At 74.9% G+C, this 19,095-nt stretch carries 17 protein-coding genes; 12 read left to right on the top strand and 5 right to left on the bottom strand.

What is annotated here, in order from left to right:
* The 8 genes from AB0O29_RS20205 to AB0O29_RS20170 all read left to right on the top strand — a co-directional run.
* A partial coding sequence (locus AB0O29_RS20205; protein ID WP_365153288.1) for a VWA domain-containing protein occupies positions 1-927 on the top strand: 927 nt, incomplete at its 5' end.
* A 116-nt stretch (positions 928-1,043) separates the two neighbouring features.
* The gene (locus AB0O29_RS20200) at positions 1,044-2,807 is read left to right on the top strand and encodes a carbohydrate binding domain-containing protein (RefSeq protein WP_365153289.1); all 1,764 of its coding nucleotides are present in this window, start codon (positions 1,044-1,046) and stop codon (positions 2,805-2,807) included.
* An 86-nt stretch (positions 2,808-2,893) separates the two neighbouring features.
* The gene (locus AB0O29_RS20195; protein ID WP_365153287.1) at positions 2,894-3,490 is read left to right on the top strand and encodes a HutD family protein; all 597 of its coding nucleotides are present in this window, start codon (positions 2,894-2,896) and stop codon (positions 3,488-3,490) included.
* Between the two features lie 33 nt (positions 3,491-3,523).
* Positions 3,524-4,396, top strand: a complete 873-nt coding sequence (locus AB0O29_RS20190; protein ID WP_365153286.1) for an RNA polymerase sigma-70 factor — start codon at positions 3,524-3,526, stop codon at positions 4,394-4,396.
* Positions 4,397-4,516: 120 nt separating this feature from the next.
* Complete coding sequence (locus AB0O29_RS20185; protein ID WP_365153285.1) at positions 4,517-5,785, top strand: SGNH/GDSL hydrolase family protein; 1,269 nt, start codon at positions 4,517-4,519, stop codon at positions 5,783-5,785.
* Between the two features lie 145 nt (positions 5,786-5,930).
* Positions 5,931-6,890, top strand: a complete 960-nt coding sequence (locus AB0O29_RS20180) for a cysteine synthase family protein (protein ID WP_365153284.1) — start codon at positions 5,931-5,933, stop codon at positions 6,888-6,890.
* A gap of 118 nt (positions 6,891-7,008) precedes the next feature.
* Positions 7,009-9,567 carry an ATP-grasp domain-containing protein gene (locus AB0O29_RS20175; RefSeq protein WP_365153283.1) on the top strand — a complete coding sequence of 853 codons (2,559 nt, stop codon included), beginning with the start codon at positions 7,009-7,011 and terminating at the stop codon, positions 9,565-9,567.
* Positions 9,564-10,832: an MFS transporter gene (locus AB0O29_RS20170; protein ID WP_365153282.1), complete on the top strand. Its 1,269-nt coding sequence runs from the start codon at positions 9,564-9,566 to the stop codon at positions 10,830-10,832. Before AB0O29_RS20175 ends, AB0O29_RS20170 begins: the two co-directional genes overlap by 4 nt.
* 72 nt (positions 10,833-10,904) lie before the next feature.
* Here AB0O29_RS20170 and AB0O29_RS20165 read toward each other — a convergent pair whose 3' ends face one another.
* The 4 genes from AB0O29_RS20165 to AB0O29_RS20150 all read right to left on the bottom strand — a co-directional run bounded on the left by AB0O29_RS20165 (position 10,905) and on the right by AB0O29_RS20150 (position 13,378).
* On the bottom strand, positions 10,905-11,801 hold the full coding sequence (locus tag AB0O29_RS20165) for a carbonic anhydrase (RefSeq protein WP_365153281.1): 897 nt from the start codon (positions 11,799-11,801) through the stop codon (positions 10,905-10,907).
* A gap of 142 nt (positions 11,802-11,943) precedes the next feature.
* Complete coding sequence (locus tag AB0O29_RS20160; protein WP_365153280.1) at positions 11,944-12,174, bottom strand: DUF6296 family protein; 231 nt, start codon at positions 12,172-12,174, stop codon at positions 11,944-11,946.
* Positions 12,175-12,206: 32 nt separating this feature from the next.
* Positions 12,207-12,851 carry a hypothetical protein gene (locus AB0O29_RS20155; protein ID WP_365153279.1) on the bottom strand — a complete coding sequence of 215 codons (645 nt, stop codon included), beginning with the start codon at positions 12,849-12,851 and terminating at the stop codon, positions 12,207-12,209.
* A gap of 8 nt (positions 12,852-12,859) precedes the next feature.
* Entirely contained in the window at positions 12,860-13,378 is a 519-nt protein-coding gene (locus tag AB0O29_RS20150; RefSeq protein WP_365153278.1) for a DUF4188 domain-containing protein, read from the bottom strand.
* A gap of 88 nt (positions 13,379-13,466) precedes the next feature.
* On the opposite strand from AB0O29_RS20150, the gene AB0O29_RS20145 reads away from it, so the two are divergent.
* Entirely contained in the window at positions 13,467-14,117 is a 651-nt protein-coding gene (locus tag AB0O29_RS20145) for a MerR family transcriptional regulator (RefSeq protein ID WP_365153277.1), read from the top strand.
* A gap of 30 nt (positions 14,118-14,147) precedes the next feature.
* Here the strand turns inward: AB0O29_RS20145 and AB0O29_RS20140 are convergent, their stop codons facing one another.
* Positions 14,148-14,768 carry an L-threonylcarbamoyladenylate synthase gene (locus AB0O29_RS20140; protein ID WP_365153276.1) on the bottom strand — a complete coding sequence of 207 codons (621 nt, stop codon included), beginning with the start codon at positions 14,766-14,768 and terminating at the stop codon, positions 14,148-14,150.
* A gap of 169 nt (positions 14,769-14,937) precedes the next feature.
* Between AB0O29_RS20140 and AB0O29_RS20135 the strand changes: the two genes are divergently transcribed.
* From AB0O29_RS20135 to AB0O29_RS20125, 3 genes are read left to right on the top strand one after another with little or no spacing between them, the layout of a single operon-like run.
* Positions 14,938-16,386: an Ig-like domain-containing protein gene (locus AB0O29_RS20135; RefSeq protein ID WP_365153275.1), complete on the top strand. Its 1,449-nt coding sequence runs from the start codon at positions 14,938-14,940 to the stop codon at positions 16,384-16,386.
* Positions 16,383-17,813: an MFS transporter gene (locus AB0O29_RS20130; RefSeq protein ID WP_365153274.1), complete on the top strand. Its 1,431-nt coding sequence runs from the start codon at positions 16,383-16,385 to the stop codon at positions 17,811-17,813. Before AB0O29_RS20135 ends, AB0O29_RS20130 begins: the two co-directional genes overlap by 4 nt.
* Positions 17,810-19,069: an anhydro-N-acetylmuramic acid kinase gene (locus AB0O29_RS20125; protein WP_365153273.1), complete on the top strand. Its 1,260-nt coding sequence runs from the start codon at positions 17,810-17,812 to the stop codon at positions 19,067-19,069. The genes AB0O29_RS20130 and AB0O29_RS20125 overlap by 4 nt, the downstream gene beginning before the upstream one ends.
* Positions 19,070-19,095: the final 26 nt, after the last annotated feature.

The raw sequence follows: 19,095 nt of genomic DNA, 5'->3' as shown, positions 1-19,095 counted from the left end.
GAGCCGACCGACCCCAACAAGACGGCGGTCCTGCAGAGCAACACGTTCAAGTGGGAGGCGGCCCCGGCGCGGACGCCCGGACCGGCCCCCGCCCCGGTCGCGGCCCCCGCGCCGCCTCCCGCCCCCGTCACGGCCCCCGCGCCCGCCGAGGCCGTCGTCCGCCTCGTCAAGGGCGAGGAGTGGCTCCCCCCGGAGATGCGGGGCCGGCTCTCCCTGCGCAAGGAGCAGGTGGCCGTCAGCCTCCGCAAGGCCGGGGCCGGCGACGTCACCGCCCGCGTCGTCCTCGTCCTCGACGCCTCCGGCTCGATGAGCACCCTCTACTCCCGGGGCACGGTCGCGGGGGTGGTGGAGCGGATGGCGGCCGTCGCCGCGCAGCTGGACGACGACGGCGAGATGCAGGCATGGACCTTCGCCACCAACCCCGCCCGGCTCCCCGACCTCGCCGTCGGCGAGCTCCCGGAGTGGCTGCGCCTGCACGTGCGCGTGGGCCAGATGAGCGTCTTCGGCCGCAAGCGGGCCCCCCGGGGTCTGGAGCCCGGCCAGGTCGACATGCGGCAGGTGGGCTTCCAGAACGAGGAGCAGAAGGTCATCGCCGAGGTGCGCGCCTTCGTACGGGCCAACCCGGTGCCCGCGCCCACCCTCGTCCTCTTCTTCTCCGACGGCGGGGTGTACCGCAACGCCGAGATCGAGCGGGAGCTGCGGGAGGCCGTCGAGGAGCCGGTGTTCTGGCAGTTCGTCGGTCTCGGCCGGGCCGGCTTCGGCGTGCTGGAGCGCTTCGACACCATGCCCGGCCGCCGCGTCGACAACGTCGGCTTCTTCGCCGTCGACGACATCGACCGGATCTCGGACCCCGACCTGTACGACCGGCTCCTGTCGGAGTTCCCCTCCTGGATCCGCGCGGCCCGGCAGGCGGGGATCCTGCGCTGACCGTTCGGCTCCCGGCGGGGCGCCGATCGGCCGGACCCCTTGACCCGAAGCTGGTCCAGACCAATCATGAGGCGTCCGCCCGTTCGCTCGCGCCCCACCGGGAGCCTTCGTTGAGACTGCGTCAGCATGCCCTCCGCCGCTTAAGCGCGGCCTGCGCCACCCTCGTCACCGCCGCCGGACTGCTCGCCGCCGCCGGCGCCGGGCCCGCCCGGGCGGCGGCCACCCCCTACGCGGCCACCCCACTGCCCGCGCACGTCTTCGCCCCCTACTTCGAGGCGTACTCCTCCGACAGCCCCGCCGACCTCGCGCAGAAGTCCGGCGCGAAGTACCTGACGATGGCCTTCGTGCAGACCGAGGCCAAGGGCTCCTGCACCCCGTACTGGAACGGCTCCACCCAGCAGCCCGTCGCCGACTCCGTCTTCGGCGCCGACTTCGCCGCCATCCGGGCCCGCGGCGGCGACGTCATCCCCTCCTTCGGCGGCTACGCGGCCGACAGCGGGGGCACGGAGATCGCCGACAGCTGCACCAGCGTCGACGCGATCGCCGCCGCCTACCAGAAGCTGGTCACGACCTACGAGGTCAGCCGGCTCGACATGGACATCGAGGACAAGTCCCTCACCAACAAGGCCGGTGTCGACCGCCGCAACCAGGCGATCAAGAAGCTCCAGGACTGGGCCGCCGCCTCCGGCCGCCCCCTCCAGATCTCCTACACCCTCCCCACCACCACGAGCGGACTGGCGAGCAGCGGACTGGCCGTCCTGAAGAGCGCCAAGGCCGCCGGGGCCAAGGTCGACGTGGTCAACCTGATGACCTTCGACTACTACGACGGCGCCGCCCACGACATGGCCGCCGACACCCGCACCGCCGCCACCGGCCTCTACGACCAGCTGGCCGCCCTCTACCCGGACCGGACCCCCGCGCAGCTCTGGGGCATGGTCGGGGTCACCGAGATGCCCGGCATCGACGACTACGGGGCCGCCGAGACCTTCACCACCGCCAACGCCCCGTCCGTCTACGACTGGGCGGTCTCCAAGGGGATCAACACCCTGTCCTTCTGGGCCCTCCAGCGCGACAACGGCGGCTGCCCCGGCACCGGGGGCTCCGACACCTGCTCCGGCATCGCCCAGGACCCCTGGTACTTCACCCACACCTTCGCCCCGTTCACCGGCGGCGGCGGACCGGCCACCGACGACTTCTCGGTCTCCGTGGCCCCCGGCTCCGCCTCCGTGACCCCGGGCGCGAGCACCACCGCCACCGTCTCCACCCAGGTCACCTCCGGCGCGGCGCAGCCCCTCGCCCTGACGGTCTCCGGGGCCCCCGCCGGAGTCACGGCCACCCTCACCCCAGGCTCCGTCACCGCCGGTGGCACTGCCCAGCTCACGGTCGCCGCCGCGGCCACGGCGGCGCCCGGCACCTACCCGCTCACCGTCACCGCCGCCGGGAAGACCAGCCACGGCGCCGCCTTCACCCTCACCGTCTCCGGCCCGGGCGGCGGCAGCGGCGCCCTGGTCAACGGCGGCTTCGAAACCGGCTCCCTCGCCCCCTGGACCTGCGAGAACGGCGGCTCGATCGGCACGGCGCCGGTCCACTCCGGCAGCTACGCCCTCCAGGCGAACCCGGACTCCGCCCACACCGGCGAATGCGCCCAGACCCTCACCCTCGCCCCCAACACCGCGTACACCCTCAGCGGATGGGTCCAGGGGAGCTACGCCTACCTCGGCGTCCGGGGCGGCGCCAACGCCAGCACGTGGACCGGCTCGACGGGCTGGACCAAGCTGACGGTGCCCTTCACCACCGGCGCCTCCGGGACCGTCACCGTCTACCTGCACGGCTGGTACGGGCAGGGCCAGGTCCGCGGCGACGACTTCGCCGTGAGCTAGACCGCCGCCGGGTTAGGCTCGGCCCACCGCCCCGGGTCCTCACCGCCCCGCCGGGCGCCACGGACCCGAGGGAAGGAAGCCCCCGTATGACCGGCCCCGCCGCCGTCACGATCCTGCGCGCCGCCGACCGCACGGCGGTGCCCTGGAAGAACGGCGGCGGGGTCACCCGCGAGATCGCGGCCCGGCCGGAGGGCGCCGGGACCGAGGAGTTCGGCTGGCGGGTCAGCCTCGCCGAGGTCGCCGGGGACGGCCCCTTCTCGGAGTTCCCCGGGGTCGACCGGACCCTGACCCTCGCCGAGGGCGCCGGCATGGAGCTCACCGTCTCCGGCGTCCCGCGCCGCGTCGACGAGCGCTACGCGCCCTGCGACTTCCCCGGCGACGAGCCGACCGGCTGCCGGCTGCTGGACGGGCCCGTCGTGAACTTCAACGTGATGTACCGGCGCGGCCGGGTCGCGGCGGACACCGCCGTCGTGCGGGGCGCGCTCTCCCTCGCCCCCGCGCCGGACGCCGTCCTCCTGGTCGTCGCCCTGGACGGCCCGGCCCGCCTGGACCACCCCGGCGGGAGCGTCGAACTCGGGCCCCACGACGCCGCCTTGGCGGAGGGCCCGAAGGCGCCCTGCCGGATCCGCACCGCGGGCCGGGCGGCCGTGGTCGCACTGCGGACGATCACCCCGTGTGATTGACCGCGCCCCCGGCGGTCCGTGCAGAATCGGGCCGTGACCACGACCGAACCCGAGACGGACGCCTTCCACGAACACCGAAGGCTCCTGTTCGCCACCGCCTACCGCATGCTCGGCACCGTCAGCGACGCCGAGGACATCGTCCAGGACGCCTGGCTGACCTGGAACAAGGCCGACCGCTCGGAGGTGCGCCACCCCAGGGCGTACCTCGTGCGCACGGTCACCAACCTGTCCCTGAACCGGCTCACCTCCGCCCGCGCCACGCGGGAGGAGTACGTCGGACCCTGGCTCCCGGAACCCCTGCTCACCTCGCCCGACGTGGCGCAGGACCGGGAGCTCGCCGAGAGCGTCTCCACGGCGATGCTGGTCGTCCTGGAGACCCTCACGCCGGTCGAGCGCGCCGTCTTCGTCCTGCGCGAGGTCTTCGGCTTCTCCCACGCGGAGATCGCCGGCTTCCTCGACCGGGAGGAGCCGGCCGTCCGGCAGATCTCCTCCCGCGCGCGCAAGCACGTCGCCGCCCGCCGGCAGCGCTTCGACACCGACACAGCGGAGCGCGAACGCGTCACCGACCGCTTCCTGGCCGCCTGCGCCGGCGGCGACATCAACGCCGTCCTGGAGATGCTCGCCCCCGACGTCACCGCCTGGTCGGACGGCGGCGGCAAGGTCACCGCGGCCCGCCGCCCGCTGTACGGTGCCGACCACGTGGCCCGCTGGCTGTTCGGGGTCCTCGCCAAGCCCGCCAACGCCGGGGCCGTCATCACCCCGGCCCTCATCAACGGGGAGCTCGGCGTCCTCGCCGAGCTGGGCGGAGCCCCCCTGGCCGCGGTCACCTTCGACCTGGACGGCGGCCTGATCCGCAACCTCCGGGTGCAGATCAACCCCGACAAGCTGACGGGTCTGCGCCGCTGACGGCCCGTCCGGTCCGGGCCCGCCGTGCCGGGTCCGGACCGGACGGGGCGCTGCGGGCGCGGGTTCCGAAGAAGTCCGCCCCCGCTGTCACATCCGCGGTCCGGTGCGGGTCAGGGTGGTGTGAACAAGAACAAGACCGCCCTCGCCGCCCCGCTGGCCGCCGTCCTCCTGGCCGCGGCCGCCACCACCGCCACCCCCGCCGCCGCGCACGGCAACCCCTGGCACGGAGCCTGGGCCGCCTCCCCGCAGACCGCCACCCACACCGACTGGTTCCCCAACTGGTCCGAGGAGGGCTTCCGCGACCAGTCGGTGCGCCAGGTGATCCGGGCCGGGGCCCAGGGGAGCGAGCTGCGCGTGCGCCTGTCCAACGCCTACGGGAAGACCCCGCTGCGCCTGACCGGCGCGACCGTCGCCAAGAGCGCCGGCGGCGCCGCCCTGCGGCCCGGGACCGTACGCCCGCTGCGCTTCGGCGGCGCGGGCGGGGTGACCCTCCCGGCCGGCGCGGAGCTGTCCAGCGACTCCGTGTCCCTGCCGGTCCAGGCCTTCGAACAGCTCACCGTCACCCTCTACTTCCAGGGCCCCAGCGGCCCGGCCACCTTCCACAACGTCGCCATGGCCACCTCCTTCCGGGCCGACGGCGACCACCTGCGCGACGCCGCCGGGGAGGCCTTCTCGGCGCCCGGGAACCAGAGCTTCTCCTGGTACTACCTGGCCGGGGTCGACGTGCGCAGCCCCGCCGCCCCCGGCCCGCGCCGCGGCGCCGTCGTCACCTTCGGGGACTCCCTCACGGACGGCTTCGGCGCGACCCCCGGCGCCGACCGCCGCTACCCCGACGCCCTCGCCGCACGCCTCGCCGCCCGGGGCGAGCCCCGTCCGGTCCTCAACGCGGGCATCGGCGGCAACAAGGTCCTCACCGACTCGGCCTGCTTCGGCGAGAGCGCCCTGAACCGCTTCCGGCGCGACGCCCTCGGCCGCCCCGACACCGGTACGGTGATCGTCCTGGAGGGCACCAACGACATCGTCCAGCCCGACGGGCCCCAGGACCGCTGCACCACCGGCCCCCGGGTCTCCGCGCAGCAGATCATCGACGGCCACCGGGAGCTGATCCGCGAGGCCCACGCCCGCGGGGTCAGGATCATCGGCGCCACCATCCCGCCCTTCGGCGGCTCGGGCTACTGGACCGCGCGGGGCGACGAGGTGCGGGCCGAGGTCAACCGGTGGATCCGCACCGGCGGCGCCTACGACGCCGTCGTGGACTTCGACCGCGCCGTCGCCGACCCGGAGCACCCCGAGCGGCTCAAGGCCGAGTACGCCTTCGCCGACCGGCTCCACCTGAACGACGCCGGCTACCGGGCGATGGCGGACGCCGTAGAACTCAACGCCCTCTAGCAGTAAGGACGTTGCGTCGGTCACCGTCGCGCGCGGTGCGCGAGCGGGGCTCCAGCCTCCCCCGAGCCGGGCCCCAATCGCGCACCACCGCGGCTGGCTACCTTTCGGAGACCGACCGCACGTCCAGCACCAAAGGGGGAGCCTCGTGAACAACGCGCTCACCGCCGGCCGCATCGCGGCATCGTTCGAGGATCTCGTCGGCGAGACGCCGTTGCTCGAACTCCAGCTCGACGGCCTGCCCGCCACCGCCCGGGTCCTCGCCAAGCTGGAGGCCGCCAACCCGCTGTCCAGCATCAAGGACCGGGCCGCGCTCTTCATGCTCCGGGCCGCCGAGGAGTCCGGCGCCCTGGTGCCCGGCGCCACCGTCATCGAGTCGACCTCCGGCAACACCGGCATCGCCCTGGCCGCGCTCGCCGCCTCCCGGGGCTACCGCTGTCTGATCGTCCTCCCCTCCAACGCCTCCCGCGAGCGCGTGCTGACCCTGCGCATGCTGGGGGCCGAGGTGGAGTTCACCGACCACACCGAGGGCTTCCGCGCCTGCTGCGACCGCGCCGAACAGCTCCACGCCGAGATGCCCGGCTCCTGGTACGCGCGCCAGCACGAGAACCCCGACAACGTCCGCGCCCACTACACGACGACCGGCCCGGAGATCTGGCGCGACTCCGGCGGCCGCGTCGACTACCTGGTGTGCGGGATCGGGACCGGCGGCACCATCACCGGCATCGCCCGCTACCTCCGCGAGCGCAACCCGGACCTGAAGGTGGTCGCGGTCGAGCCCGCCGGCTCCGCGCTGCTCTCCGGCGGCGAGCCCGGCCCCCACCGCATCCCCGGCCTCAACGGCGGCTTCATCAGCCCCGTCACCGACGTCCACCTCATCGACGAGGTGATCGCCGTCGACGACGCGGACGCCGCCGCCACCACCCGCGCCCTCGCCGCCCGCACCGGCCTGCTCGTCGGGATCTCCGCCGGCGCGGCCGCGTACGGCTGCGTCGAACTCGCCCGCCGGCACGACCTGTCGGACAGCGTCGTGGCGACCGTGTTCCCCGACAGCGGCGAGCGCTACCTCAGCTGGTGGCCGGAGACGGAAACCGCCGGCCGGTCCTGAACACGGCGCCCGGGCCCGCCGCAGGGCGGCCCGGGCCCGACCCACTCCTTCCCCGCCCCCACGCCTGCCCGAGTAAGAGCCCGAAATTCCCTGCCGCCGCAGGGGGAGAAGAGAGCGAATGAACCCCGAGCGCACCCTGCTGCTCGTCGGTGGGACCGACGAGACCGTGCAGAAGGCCCACGACCTGGGGCTGAACGTGCTGCTCCTCCAGCACCCGACCAAGGTGAGCGAGGTGCAGAACCGTCTCGCCGCCGCCGTCGAGGTCGTCGACTTCACCGACTGGACCCTGGTCGAGCCCCTGGTCCGGGCCTGGCACGAGAGCCCCGGCTTCGCCGCCGTCGTCTCCCTCACCGAGCCGGGGCTGGAGAACGCGGGCCGGATCAACGACATGTACGGGCTCGGGGGCACCGGCTACGAGGTCACGGCCCGGATCCGCGACAAGGCCGCCATGCGGCGCTACGTCGCCGAGCACGACCCGGAGCACGCGGTGGGCGCCCGCTCCCTGAAGACCCGTGAGGACCTGGACGCCTTCGGCGCCTCCTACGGCTTCCCCTTCATCGTCAAGCCCGTCGACGCCACCGCCAGCATCGGCGTCATGCGGGTGCGGGGACCGGAGGACGCCGACCGGGTCTGGAACGAGGTCACCCGCCTCTCGGGCACCCGCACCGACCGGGTCTCCTCCCTCTTCGTCCTCAAGGACTTCCTCATGGAGGAGTTCCTGGACGGCCCCGAGTTCAGCGTCGAGTCCTTCAGCTTCGCCGGCCGCCACGTCATCATCACCATCACCGAGAAGTTCACCTCGGACGGCCACTTCGCCGAACTGGGCCACGCGGTCCCGGCCCGGCTCTCCGAGGCCGACGACGCGGCGATACGCCAGGGCATACGCGGCTTCCTCGACGTGATGGGCATGCGCGACGGCGTCTGCCACACCGAGGTCCGCCTCACGCCCAAGGGCCCCCGCGTCATCGAGGGCCACAACCGCATCGGCGGCGACTCCATCCCCGAACTGGTGCGCAGCGCCTTCGGCGTCGACCTGGTCACCCTCGCCGTCGGCCGGCCCTTCGGTCTGGTCGAGGAACTGCCCGACCGGCCGCAGGCCCACGGCGGCGCCGCCGTGCGCGCCCTGGTCGGCACCCCGGGCACCACCGTCGAATCGGTCGCCGGCCTCGACGGGGCCCGCGCCGCCGAGGGCGTCATCTCCGTCACCGTCGGCGCCAAGCCCGGCGACGGCGTCCGCGTCCTCACCGACAACTGGGACCGGCTCGGCCTGATCGCCGTCGCCGCCGAGGACACCACCGCCGCGATCCGCCGCGGCGCCGAGGTGATCCGCGAGCACATCCGGATCACCCTGGCCCGCCCCGACGGCACCACCGTCCTCGCGCAGCCCTCCGAGATCGCCCCCCGCGAGAACCTGCTGATCATCCACCGCAACCCGCTGGAGCCGTTCCCGTACCGGTCCTGGCTGCCCGACCACACCGGCGACATCGTCGTCCTCGCCAACCGCGAGAAGATCGAACTCGCCGGTGAGAAGATCCCCGACGGCGACCTCGGCTACACCCGCCTGGAGATCCACGACGACTTCGACTCCCCGGAGTTCGAGGCCCGCGCCCTCGAACTGATGGCGGAGCACCGGATCACGGGCGTGACCGTGCTGCACGAGGGCGACATGGACCTCGCCGCGCGGCTGCGCCAGCGCTCCGGGCTGCGCGGCCCCTGGCAGGACGACGTCAAGCCCTTCCGCGACAAGGCCCTGATGAAGACCCGCGCCCAGGCCTCGGGCGTCGAGGTCGCCCCCTGGGTCCAGCCCCGCACCGCCGACGAGGCCCGCACCTTCGCCGAGGCCGAGGGCTTCCCCCTGGTCTTCAAGGAGCGCAGCGGCTTCAACGCCATCGGCCTGCGCGTCCTGCGGGACGGGGCCTCCTTCGAGGAGACCCTGGCCGAGGTGTACGCCGCCGGTGAGCGGGACGACGTCCTGCTGGAGGGCTTCGTCCCGGGCCGCATGTGCCACGTGGACGGCGTGGTGCGCGACGGCCGCGTGGCCATGGCCTGGCCCTCGCAGTACCAGTACGACCTGTCCTCCTTCGCCTCCGACCCGGGCCCGCGCGTCGACCTCACCCTCGACGAGGACGACCCGCTGACCCCGCGCCTGCTCGACCTCGCCGACCGGGTCCTCGCCACCCTGGCCCCCGAGGGCTCCCGGCTGCGCGACCACGCCTTCCACATGGAGGTCTTCCACACCCCCGACGACCGTCTGGTGCTGTGCGAGATCGCCTGCCGCCCCGGCGGCGCCAAGATCCGCGAGGTCTTCCACAGCCTGTTCGGGGTGCACCTCGGCGAGTACGCCGTGCGCGCCGACGCCGGCCACCCGCTCCACGACGCCGTCCGCCGGGGCGACGACCCGGCCGGGCTGCCGAGGCCGCGCCACATGGCCGGCCAGCTGCTCATGATGAAGCGGCCCGGGCTGGTGCGGGAGCTGCCGGCCGTCCCCGACGAGCCCTGGCTCGACGGCTTCTGGCTCTACGCCGAGGAGGGCCAGGTCATCGCCCCGGCCTCCGGCTCCTCCGACTTCCTCGCCGCCGCCGTGGGCACCGCGCCGAACCGCACCGAGTGCGAGCGCCGGCTGCGCGAGCTCGGCGAGTGGGTCCGTGAACACAGCGTGATCGGGGACGCGTCATGACGGGGGCCCGCCTGTCGGCGAAGACGCGGTACATGCTGGGGATGGTCGTCGACGCCACCGGCGCCGGCATGTACCTGCCCCTGTCGCTGCTGTACTTCCACCACGTGACCGGGCTTCCGCTCACCCAGGTGGGCACCCTCATGACGGCCGCCGCCGTGATCGGCCTGGTCAGCAACCCGGCGGCGGGCGTCCTCATCGACCGGTTCGGCGCCAAGGCCGTCGTCACCGGCGGCTACCTGCTGCGCGCCGCGGGCTTCTGCACGTACCCGCTGGTCGACAACGGCTACACGATGTTCTGCGTGATCCTGCTGGTGGCGCTCGGCGACACCTCGTTCCCGCCGGCCATCCAGTCGTTCATCGCCGAGTTCGTCAAGGGCAACGAGCGGGACAGGCTGCTCGCCGCGCAGCGCAGCCTGCGCAACGCCGGCCTGGGCGTCGGCGGTCTGATCGCGGGCGGGGTGCTGGCCCTGGGCAGCGACGCGTTCTACTACGTGATCGTGTTCTGCACGGCCGCCGGGTACGTGCTGGCCGCCGTCTGCTTCGGGTCCATCCCGATCCCGCGGACGGCGCCCGGCGAGGGCGCTCCCCGGGTCTCGCGCAAGGGCGGCTACCGGCTCGTCGCGCGCAACCGGCCCTTCCTCGCCCTGACCCTGCTCAACGTGCCCACCGCGTTCGGCTACACGGTGCTCGCCGTCGGCATCCCCGCCTACGTCACCCAGGACCTGGGCGCGTCCACCTCGCTGGTGGGCGTCCTGTACGCGGTCAACACGGTCGGGATCGCGCTCCTGCAGATCCCGGTCACCCGGGCGCTGGTGGCCTTCCGCCGCTCGCGCGCGGTGTCCCTGGGCGCGGCGGTGTTCGCGGCCTCGTTCCTGGTCTTCGCCGCCCTGGCGGCGGTGGGGGACAAGTCCGTCATCCTGGTGGGCATCTTCGCCGCGACCGTGCTGTTCACGGCGGGCGAGCTGATGCACGGCGCCACGGCCTCCGCGCTCTGCGCGCAGGCCGCCCCGGAGGAGACGCGCGGTCGGCACCTCGCCGTCTACCAGCTCTCCTGGGCGGTGCCCAGCGCACTGGCCCCGGCCGTGCTGACGGCCCTGCTCACCCTCTCGCCGACGGCGATGTGGCTGGTCCTCGCGGCGGGCGCGACCGTCTCGGCCCTGGGCGTGCTGCGCCTGGAGCCCAGGCTGCCGCGCGAGGCGGTCTACCCGGCCCCCCGGCCGGCGAAGGCCGTCCCGGCCGAGCCCGCCCCGGCGGCGACGGCCTGACCCCGCCGTCCCGGAGCCCCCGGCCGGCCGCGTTCCCCGCGGCCCGGCCGGGGGCTCCGGCACACCACCGCTTCAGGAGGGCGGGGCCGTCGGCAGGCCGGTCGCGGTGGGTGCCGTGCTGCCGCTGGGCGCGGGGGTGCGGGACGGCGTCGCGGTGCCCGCGGGCGTACCGGAGGGTTCCGGCGTCGTGCCGGTGCCGGGGCTCGCCGTCCCGCCGGGCGGGGCGCCCGTCAGGACCTCCACCCGGCCGGTGTCGAGGGAGTAATAGGCGCCGACCACCGCGAGGGTGCCCTTGCGCACCAGCGGGGCGAGGTCCGCGTTGCCGCGCAGCTCGTCGGCGGTGAGCCGGACCTGGGCGCGGATCATCCGGTCCACCGGGTCAGGGCCGCCCTCCTTGACGGTCTGCTCGTACGCGGGGCGCAGCGCCTTCGCGAGCGCCTCCAGGTTGCCCGGCAGGGCCTTCCCGTCGCGCGCCGCCTTGTACGCGGCGTCGATCGCGCCGCAGCGCTGGTGGCCGAGGACCAGGACCAGCGGGGTGGCGGAGGTCATCGGGCCGTACTCGACGGAGCCGGTGACCACCGGGCCGAGCGTCTGCCCGCCCGTGCGCAGGACGTACATGTCACCGAGCCCGGTGTCGAACAGCAGCTCCGGCGGCACCCGGGAGTCGATGCAGGACAGGACCACGGCGAACGGGGTCTGGCTCTGGGCGACCAGCTGGCGGCGGGTGGGGTCCCGGTCGGGGTGCCGGAGGCTGCCGTCCACCCACCGCGCGTTGCCCTCCACCAGCCGCGCGTAGGCCGCGGCCGGGGTGGTGGCCGCCGGGTTGGGCGCGGCGGGCTCGGGCCGCCCCCGCGTGCTGCCGGCCGGGAGGAGGGGCTTCGCCGTACAGGCCGCGAGCGTGCCCGCGGCGAAGGCCGCCAGGCCGCCGGCCAGCAGGGCCGTGCGGCGCGGCAGTCCTGCGCTGTCCATCGCTGTTCCTCCGGGGTCGCCGTACGGGCCCCGTGCGCGGGCACCCAGGCGACTATCGGACGCGGCGCGGGCCCCGCGTCCGCAGGCGCGAGCGGCGACGGCCCGGTTTCGCACCGTCGGCCCACAGCCGGGCGGGGCCCCGTCAGGAGGGCAGCGGGTGCGCCGTCACCGGCTGGGACGGGGCCTGGTGTCCGCCCGACGCCAGCATCCGCACCTCGCCCCGGTCGCTGATCTCGGCGCGTACGATCCCGGTGGCGTCCGCGTAGACCGGGTGCCCGCCGGGACCGGTGGCCTCCGTGCGGTCCACGACCACGGTGTCCTCGCCCGTCCCGGCGCCGCCGGGGAACCTCAGCTCGTACCGTCCCGCGCTCATGTGTCCATCGTGGGCCGCCCCCGCCCGCCCCGCTATGCGGGAGCCGCGCAGATCACGTCGTAGGGGCGTCCGATCGACAGGGTGAGCTCCATGGGCTCGGTGGTCCCCGACGGGCACTGGCCCTTCTCCTTGACCAGGTCGAGCACCTTGAAGGCGCCGCCGCCGGCCGTCGCGCAGGCCACCTCCTGGGCGGAGGAGGAGACGCAGTCGCCCTTGACCAGCTGTCCGCCGCCGGCCCCGGCGTCCCCGGGGTGGTCGCCGGAGAGGTTGCGCCCGCACACCGTGTGGGTGGGGATGCCGCCGCCCTTGGACTTGTCCTTGGAGGTGCCGTAGGACACCGACACCCGGATCATCAGGTCCGTCCCGGCCGGGCACTGGACCGATCCGGGCAGGATCCCGGCCGAGGTGACCTCCAGGGCCTTGAAGGTGGCGCCGGCCTCGTCGCAGCCCATCGCCCGGTACCCGTCCGGAGCCTGCTTCGGGTCGGGGCCGCCGCAGTCGCCGACCTGCCAGGACCCGCCGCCCTTCGAGGACGACGAGGACGACGAGGACGCGGAGGACCCGGATCCGCTGTCCTTGCCGCCGCAGGCCGCCGTGAGCGCGAGGCTCAGGCCGAACGCCGCCACGAGGCCGGCCCGCCGTGCGGCGGTGCGCCGGATGCTGCCGTGCTGGTCCATCGTTCTCCCTATCGCTTCGGTGCTTCCGGTGCCGCCGGACGGTAGGCGAAGCGGTCGGCGCCCCGGCGCCCGCGCTTCTCCAGCGGCAGCACCCCCGTGGCCGCCGCCAGCCCGTACGGGGGCATGTCGAAGTAGATCGCCTCGTATCCGCCCTGCGGCGCGACGTAGGTCTCGTGCCAGAGCCCCACGTGCCGGCGCATCCGCCCGGCCCGGTCCTTGCGGTTGATCGCGGCCCACATCCGGTGGTGCAGGGCGTCGGGCGCCGCCGCGTAGGCGTAGAGCTTCTCCTTGGACTCCCAGTACTGGACCACGTAGTAGGTGCGCGGCGAGGCCGTCAGCAGGACGTGGTTGAGGAGCCCGCGCGCCCTGTCCTTCTTCAGCTCGCGCAGCATCCGGGGCATGGCCGTGAAGACGGGCAGCCAGGAGTGCACGGCCCAGAAGTGGTTGATGCGCATCCCGATCAGCAGGACCACGGCGTCACCCTCGAGGGCTGCGGTGGTGCGGCCCGGAATCGGCTTGACGGTCACGGGGCCTCCGGATGGCGTCGGTTGGATAGCGCCACTGTCCAATGGCGCGTGATGAGATAGTGGCGCTATCCGAGGAAAGGCGCAAGGGATGCGGCTGTCAGAGCTGAGCGAGCGCAGTGGCGTCTCCACCGCGACCATCAAGTACTACCTGCGCGAAGGCCTGTTGGCGCCCGGCCGCCGGATCAGCGCCACCACCGCCGAGTACGGCGAGGACCACCTGCGCCGGCTGCGCGTGGTCCGCACCCTGCTCCAGGTCGGCGGGCTCTCGGTGGCGGCGGCGGCGAAGGTGCTCAAGCACGTGGACGACGAGTCCCTGGGCCGCACCATCCGCCTGGGCGCGGCCCTGTGGGCGCTGCCGCACCCGCCCGCCCCGGACGCGCAGGAGGGCGACGAGGCCCAGCTGACGGCGCGCCGGGAGGTCGACCTGCTGCTGGAGGAGCTGGGCTGGGAGAGCGCGCGCGAGCTCGCGCCGCTCAATCCGGACCACACCGCGCTGGTCGAGTCGGTCGCCTCGCTGATCCGGACGGGCTACCCGTGGAACGCGGAGATGATGACCCCCTACGCCCGGATGATGCGCCAGGTCGCCGTACACGACCTGGACTTCACGGAGACCTACCCCTCCGAGACCGAGCAGGTGGAGGCGGCCGTGGCCGCCACCATCCTCCTCGAACCGATCCTCCGGGCCATGCACCGCCTCGCGCAGCAGGAGGAGACCGTCCGCCGCTACGGGATCACCTGAGGGGCCGGGCCCCGGGCCCGGCGGGTCCCGCTACTCGAAGCGGTCGGTGTCGCCGGCGCCCCGGCGGACGATCTCGGCCTCGCCGGACGAGAAGTCGATGACGGTGGTCGGCCGGGTCCCGCAGTCCCCGGAGTCGACGACCGCGTCCACCACGTGGTCCAGCCGCTCCTTGATCTCCCAGCCCTGGGTCATCGGCTCGTCCTCGCCCGGCAGCAGCAGGGTGCTGGACAGCAGCGGCTCGCCCAGCTCCTCCAGCAGCGCCTGCGCGACCACGTGGTCGGGGATCCGCACGCCGACCGTCTTCTTCTTCGGGTGCAGCAGCTGGCGCGGCACCTCCGAGGTCGCCTTGAGGATGAACGTGTAGGCGCCCGGGGTGGACGCCTTGATCGCGCGGAACACGTCGTTGTCCACGTGCACGAACTGCCCCAGCTGCGCGAAGTTCTGGCACACGAGCGTGAAGTGGTGCTTGTCGCCGAGCTCGCGGATCTGCCGGATCCGCGCCAGGCCCTCCCGGTTGCCCAGCTGGCAGCCCAGCGCGAAACAGGAGTCGGTCGGATACGCGATGAGCGCGCCGGAGCGGATGCTGTCGGCCACGCCGCTGATGGTGCGCCGCTGAGGGTTCTCGGGGTGCACGTCGAAGTACTTCGCCATCCGCCGAGCCTACGGGACGGGGGACCGGCCGGTTCCGCTCCGCCCCCCTGCTCCGTCCGGGTTCACTTGCGGCGCCCGTTCGGCCGCAGGACCGCGCTTACGATCATCGGTTCGGCTTCTCGTCGCCTTTGATGCTCCCATCCGGAGGCACGACAACTGGGAGGGCCGCGTGGCCAAGTCGCGGACGAAGGCGTGGAGCACGGCGGCCGCGGTGACGGGAGCCCTGCTGGCCGTCGCCGCCGCACCCTGCCGCACCGCGGGAGGCGGCGACCCGCACGGCCCGGACGCGCCCGGCGCGCGGGACGCGGCGGTCACCCTGCTCGTCGGACGGGCCCTGGACGCACGGGCCCTGGACCGGGGCCGCGCCCCGGCCGCCCGCTGGTGCGCCGCCCCCGCCTTCGCCAGCGGGCCCTGCGGCGCCTGGCGGGAACAGCGCGTCCTGGCCACCGCCCACGGAGCCGCGGCCCTCCTGTGGAACCCGTCCCTCGGCAGCACCGGTACGCTCCCCACCGCCGCCGGCGGCCCCCTGGAGATCGCCCTCGCCCGCGCCGAGGCGGGCCGCCTCACCGACGTGACCGTACGCGACGGCCACGGCCGGCGGCTGGCCGGCGAACTCGCCGCCGACACCGGCCGCTGGCACAACACCGAACCCCTGCGCGCGGGCGAGGCCTACACCCTCCAGGTCGGCGCCCAGGACGGCGACGGCACCCCCGTCGGGGTGACCCTCGCCTTCCGCACCGCGAGCCCCGCCGCCGAAGGGGGCCGCCTCACCGCCGAGTTCGGCCCCCGCCCCGGCACGTACGGCGCCGGGGAGATCGTCACCGCCGAACTCAGCCACCCCGTGCCCGCCGACGCGCCCGAGGACCGCGCCCGCGTGGAACAGGCCCTCCAGGTCACCTCCGAACCCCACGTCGAGGGCGCCTGGCACTGGGTGGACGACGCCACCCTCCACTTCCGGCCCCGCACCTACTGGCCCGCCCACACCGTCGTCCGCGTCCGCAGCGGACTCGACGGCGTCGCCCTCGGCGACCACGGCTACGGAGGCCCCTCCGACCCGCTGGAGTTCACCGTCGCCGACCGGATCGAGGCCGTCACCGACTCCGCCGCCCACGAAATGACCGTACGCCGCAACGGCCGCGTCATCCGCACCATCCCGGTCACCACCGGCAAGGCGGGCTTCCTCACCCGCAGCGGCATCAAGGTCGTCCTGGGCAAGGAGGCCAAGGTCCGCATGCGCGGGGACAGCGTCGGCATCCAGAAGGGCACCAAGGAGTTCTACGACCTGCCCGTCCTCTACGCGACCAGGGTCACCTGGAGCGGCGAGTACGTGCACGCCGCCCCCTGGTCGGTCGAGGCGCAGGGCGAGGAGAACGTCAGCCACGGCTGCACCGGCATGTCCACCGAGGACGCCGCCTGGTTCTACGAGACCGTCCGCGAGGGGGACATCGTCGAGGTGGTCAACAGCGGCGGCGACCGGATGTCCCCCTTCGACAACGGCTTCGGCGACTGGAACGTGGACTGGCGCACCTGGCTGGCCGGCAGCGCCCTGACCCCCGCCGCCGCCCCCGCCGCCCCCCGCACCGACGCCGCCGCCTCCCGCCTCGACCCGACGACGTGACCCGGCTCGGGCCGCACCCCGCCGCGCGGCCGGCCCCGCCGGCCGCGCCGGGCCGCCGGGTGCTGCTCGCGGGCGCGGCCGGGAACCTCGTCGAGTGGTACGAGTTCGGCGTCTACGGCTGCCTCGCCACCGTCCTCGCCGAGCTCTTCTTCACCCCCGCCCCGCAGGCGGGCCCGGCGGGCGCCGGACCGCTGCTCGCCGTCTACGCCTCCTTCGCGGTGGCCTTCTTCCTCCGCCCCGCCGGGGCCCTGCTCTTCGGCCGGCTCGGCGACCGCATCGGCCGCCGCCCCACCCTGATCCTCGTCGTGGGCCTGATGACCCTCGCCACCACCCTGATCGGCCTGCTCCCCACCCGGGCCACGGCCGGGACCGCCGCGCCCTGGCTGCTCACCCTGCTGCGGGCCCTGCAGGGGCTCAGCGCCGGAGGGGAGTTCGGCGGGGCGGTGGCCCTGATGACCGAACAGGCGCCGCCGGGGCGGCGCGGCCGGTACGGCGCCTGGCAGTCCCTCACCGTCGCCCTCGGCCTCCTCGCCGGCGCGGCCACCGCCGCCCTCCTGGCCTCGGTCCTGAGCCCGCAGGCCCTGATGTCCTGGGGCTGGCGGATCCCCTTCCTCCTGGCCCTGCCCCTGGGCCTGACGGCCCTGAAACTCCGCCGGGACCTCCCACGGACCCCGCCCCCGCAGCCCGGCGCCACCCCCGGGCCACGGCCGGACACCGCCCGGGCCGCGCCGCCCGACGCGACCGCCGGCCGGGCTCTCGCCACCGGTCCGCGGCCGGGCGCCGACCCGGCCCCGGGCCGGTGGCGTCGGGGCCCACGGCCGGGCCCCGGAGCCCGGGCCACCGCGCGGACCGTATTGCTGGGGGTCGGGCGGATCATGGGGTGGTCCGCCGCCGGGTACACCTTCCTCGTCGTGCTGCCCTCCTACCTGCGGGCCACCCTCGGGGCCTCCCTGCGCGAGGCCCTCGTCGCCACCGCCCTCGCCAACCTCGGCTTCGCCGCCTCGATCCTGCCCGCCGGGATCCTCAGCGACCGGGTCGGCCGCCGCCCCGTCATGCTCGGCGGCGCCCTCGCCGTCACCCTCCTCGCCCTGCCGCTCCTGCACCTCCTCCAGGACCCCGCCGTACCCGCCGCCGCCAAGGGCGCCGCCGTGTGCGGAGCGGGTGCCGCCGTCGGGCTGCTCGCCGGGCCGGGGCCCGCCATGCTCGCCGAGATGTTCCCCGCGGGCGTCCGCTGCACCGGCCTCGGCCTCGCCTACGCCCTCGCCAACGCGGTGTTCTCCGGCTGCGCCGGCCTGGTCGTCACCGCGCTGACCGCCGGCACGGGCAGCAGCGACGTCCCCGCCTACTACGCGGCCGGCGCCTGCGCCCTCAGCGTCCCCGCCCTGGCCGCCCTGCGCGGCGACGACCACCGGCGGGCCCTGCGGTGAGGGTGATCGGCCTGATGTCGGGCACCTCCTACGACGCCGTCGACGCGGCGGCGGCCCGGCTCACGTTCGAGGACGGCGGGCAGACCCTGCGCCTGGTCCCGCTCGGCATGGTCAGCGCCCCCTACGAGGACACCCTGCGGGCCGGTCTCGCGGCGGCCCTGCCTCCCGCGCCCACCGCCCTGGCCGACGTGTGCCGCCTCGATACCCTGATCGGCCGGGCCTTCGCGGAGCTCGCCGCCCGCGCCGACCGCGAACTGTGCGGGGGCCGCGCCGCACTGATCGCCTCCCACGGCCAGACCGTCTACCACTGGAGCACCGGCGGCCGCGTGCACGGCACCCTCCAGCTGGGCCGCCCCGCCTGGATCGCCGAGGCCACCGGACGCCCCGTGGTCTCCGACTTCCGGCCGGCCGACATCGCGGCCGGCGGCCAGGGCGCCCCCCTGGTCAGCCTGATCGACCTGATGCTGCTGCGCGGCCGCCCCGGCGCCCCCGCCGCGCTGAACATCGGAGGGATCGCCAACGTCACCGCCCTGCCCCCGGCCGGCCCGCCGGCGGCCTTCGACACCGGCCCCGGCAACGCCCTCCTCGACGCCGCCGTCCGCGAACTCACCGCCGGGCGGCTCGGATACGACGAGGACGGCGCCCTCGCCGACGCCGGCCGGGTCCACGAACCGCTCCTGCGCCGCCTGCTGGCCGAGCCGTACTACCGCCTGCCCGCCCCCAAGACCACCGGCAAGGAGCTCTTCCACCCCGGCCACCTGCACGCCGCCCTCGACGGCCTCGGCCCCCTCGCCCCGCAGGACCTCCTCGCCACCCTCACCCGGCTCACCGCCCGCACCGTCGCCGAGGCCCTGCGCCCGCTGCGCGTCACCGAGGTCATCGCCTCCGGCGGCGGCACCCGCAACCCCGCCCTGATGCGGATGCTCCGCGAGGAACTGCCCCCGGACACCGCCCTGCTGGACTCGGGCGCGCTCGGCCTGCCCGCCGCCGCCAAGGAGGCGTACGCCTTCGCCGTCCTCGGCTTCCTCACCCTGCACGGCCTGCCCGGCAACGCCCCCGCCTGCACCGGCGCCCGCGGCCCCCGGGTCCTGGGCTCCCTCACCCCGGGCCGGTCCCCCCTGCGACTGCCGCCCGCCCCGCCCCACCCGCCACTGCGCCTGACCGTCGGCCCGGCGCCGGGCCGGCTCCCGCAGGACCCCGGGCGGATCTCCGGCCGCGCCCGTCCGCCCGGCACCAGCTCTCATTACCACAGGTGACCATAGAGTGACTGCTAGTGTCGACG

The sequence above is a fragment of the Streptomyces sp. NPDC089915 genome, assembly GCF_040684675.1.
Classification (GTDB): Bacteria; Actinomycetota; Actinomycetes; order Streptomycetales; family Streptomycetaceae; genus Streptomyces.
Note: the sequence above shows the minus strand (reverse complement) of the source record. Positions and strands in the feature narration are given on the sequence as shown.

What these genes read in the sequence shown, in the direction of transcription:
- AB0O29_RS20195 (WP_365153287.1), top strand. Translation starts at nt 2,894, where the DNA reads ATGACCGGCCCCGCCGCCGTCACGATCCTGCGCGCCGCCGACCGCACG.
- AB0O29_RS20175 (WP_365153283.1), top strand. Translation starts at nt 7,009, where the DNA reads ATGAACCCCGAGCGCACCCTGCTGCTCGTCGGTGGGACCGACGAGACC.
- AB0O29_RS20170 (WP_365153282.1), top strand. Translation starts at nt 9,564, where the DNA reads ATGACGGGGGCCCGCCTGTCGGCGAAGACGCGGTACATGCTGGGGATG.
- AB0O29_RS20165 (WP_365153281.1), bottom strand. Translation starts at nt 11,801, where the DNA reads ATGGACAGCGCAGGACTGCCGCGCCGCACGGCCCTGCTGGCCGGCGGC.
- AB0O29_RS20160 (WP_365153280.1), bottom strand. Translation starts at nt 12,174, where the DNA reads ATGAGCGCGGGACGGTACGAGCTGAGGTTCCCCGGCGGCGCCGGGACG.
- AB0O29_RS20155 (WP_365153279.1), bottom strand. Translation starts at nt 12,851, where the DNA reads ATGGACCAGCACGGCAGCATCCGGCGCACCGCCGCACGGCGGGCCGGC.
- AB0O29_RS20145 (WP_365153277.1), top strand. Translation starts at nt 13,467, where the DNA reads ATGCGGCTGTCAGAGCTGAGCGAGCGCAGTGGCGTCTCCACCGCGACC.
- AB0O29_RS20140 (WP_365153276.1), bottom strand. Translation starts at nt 14,768, where the DNA reads ATGGCGAAGTACTTCGACGTGCACCCCGAGAACCCTCAGCGGCGCACC.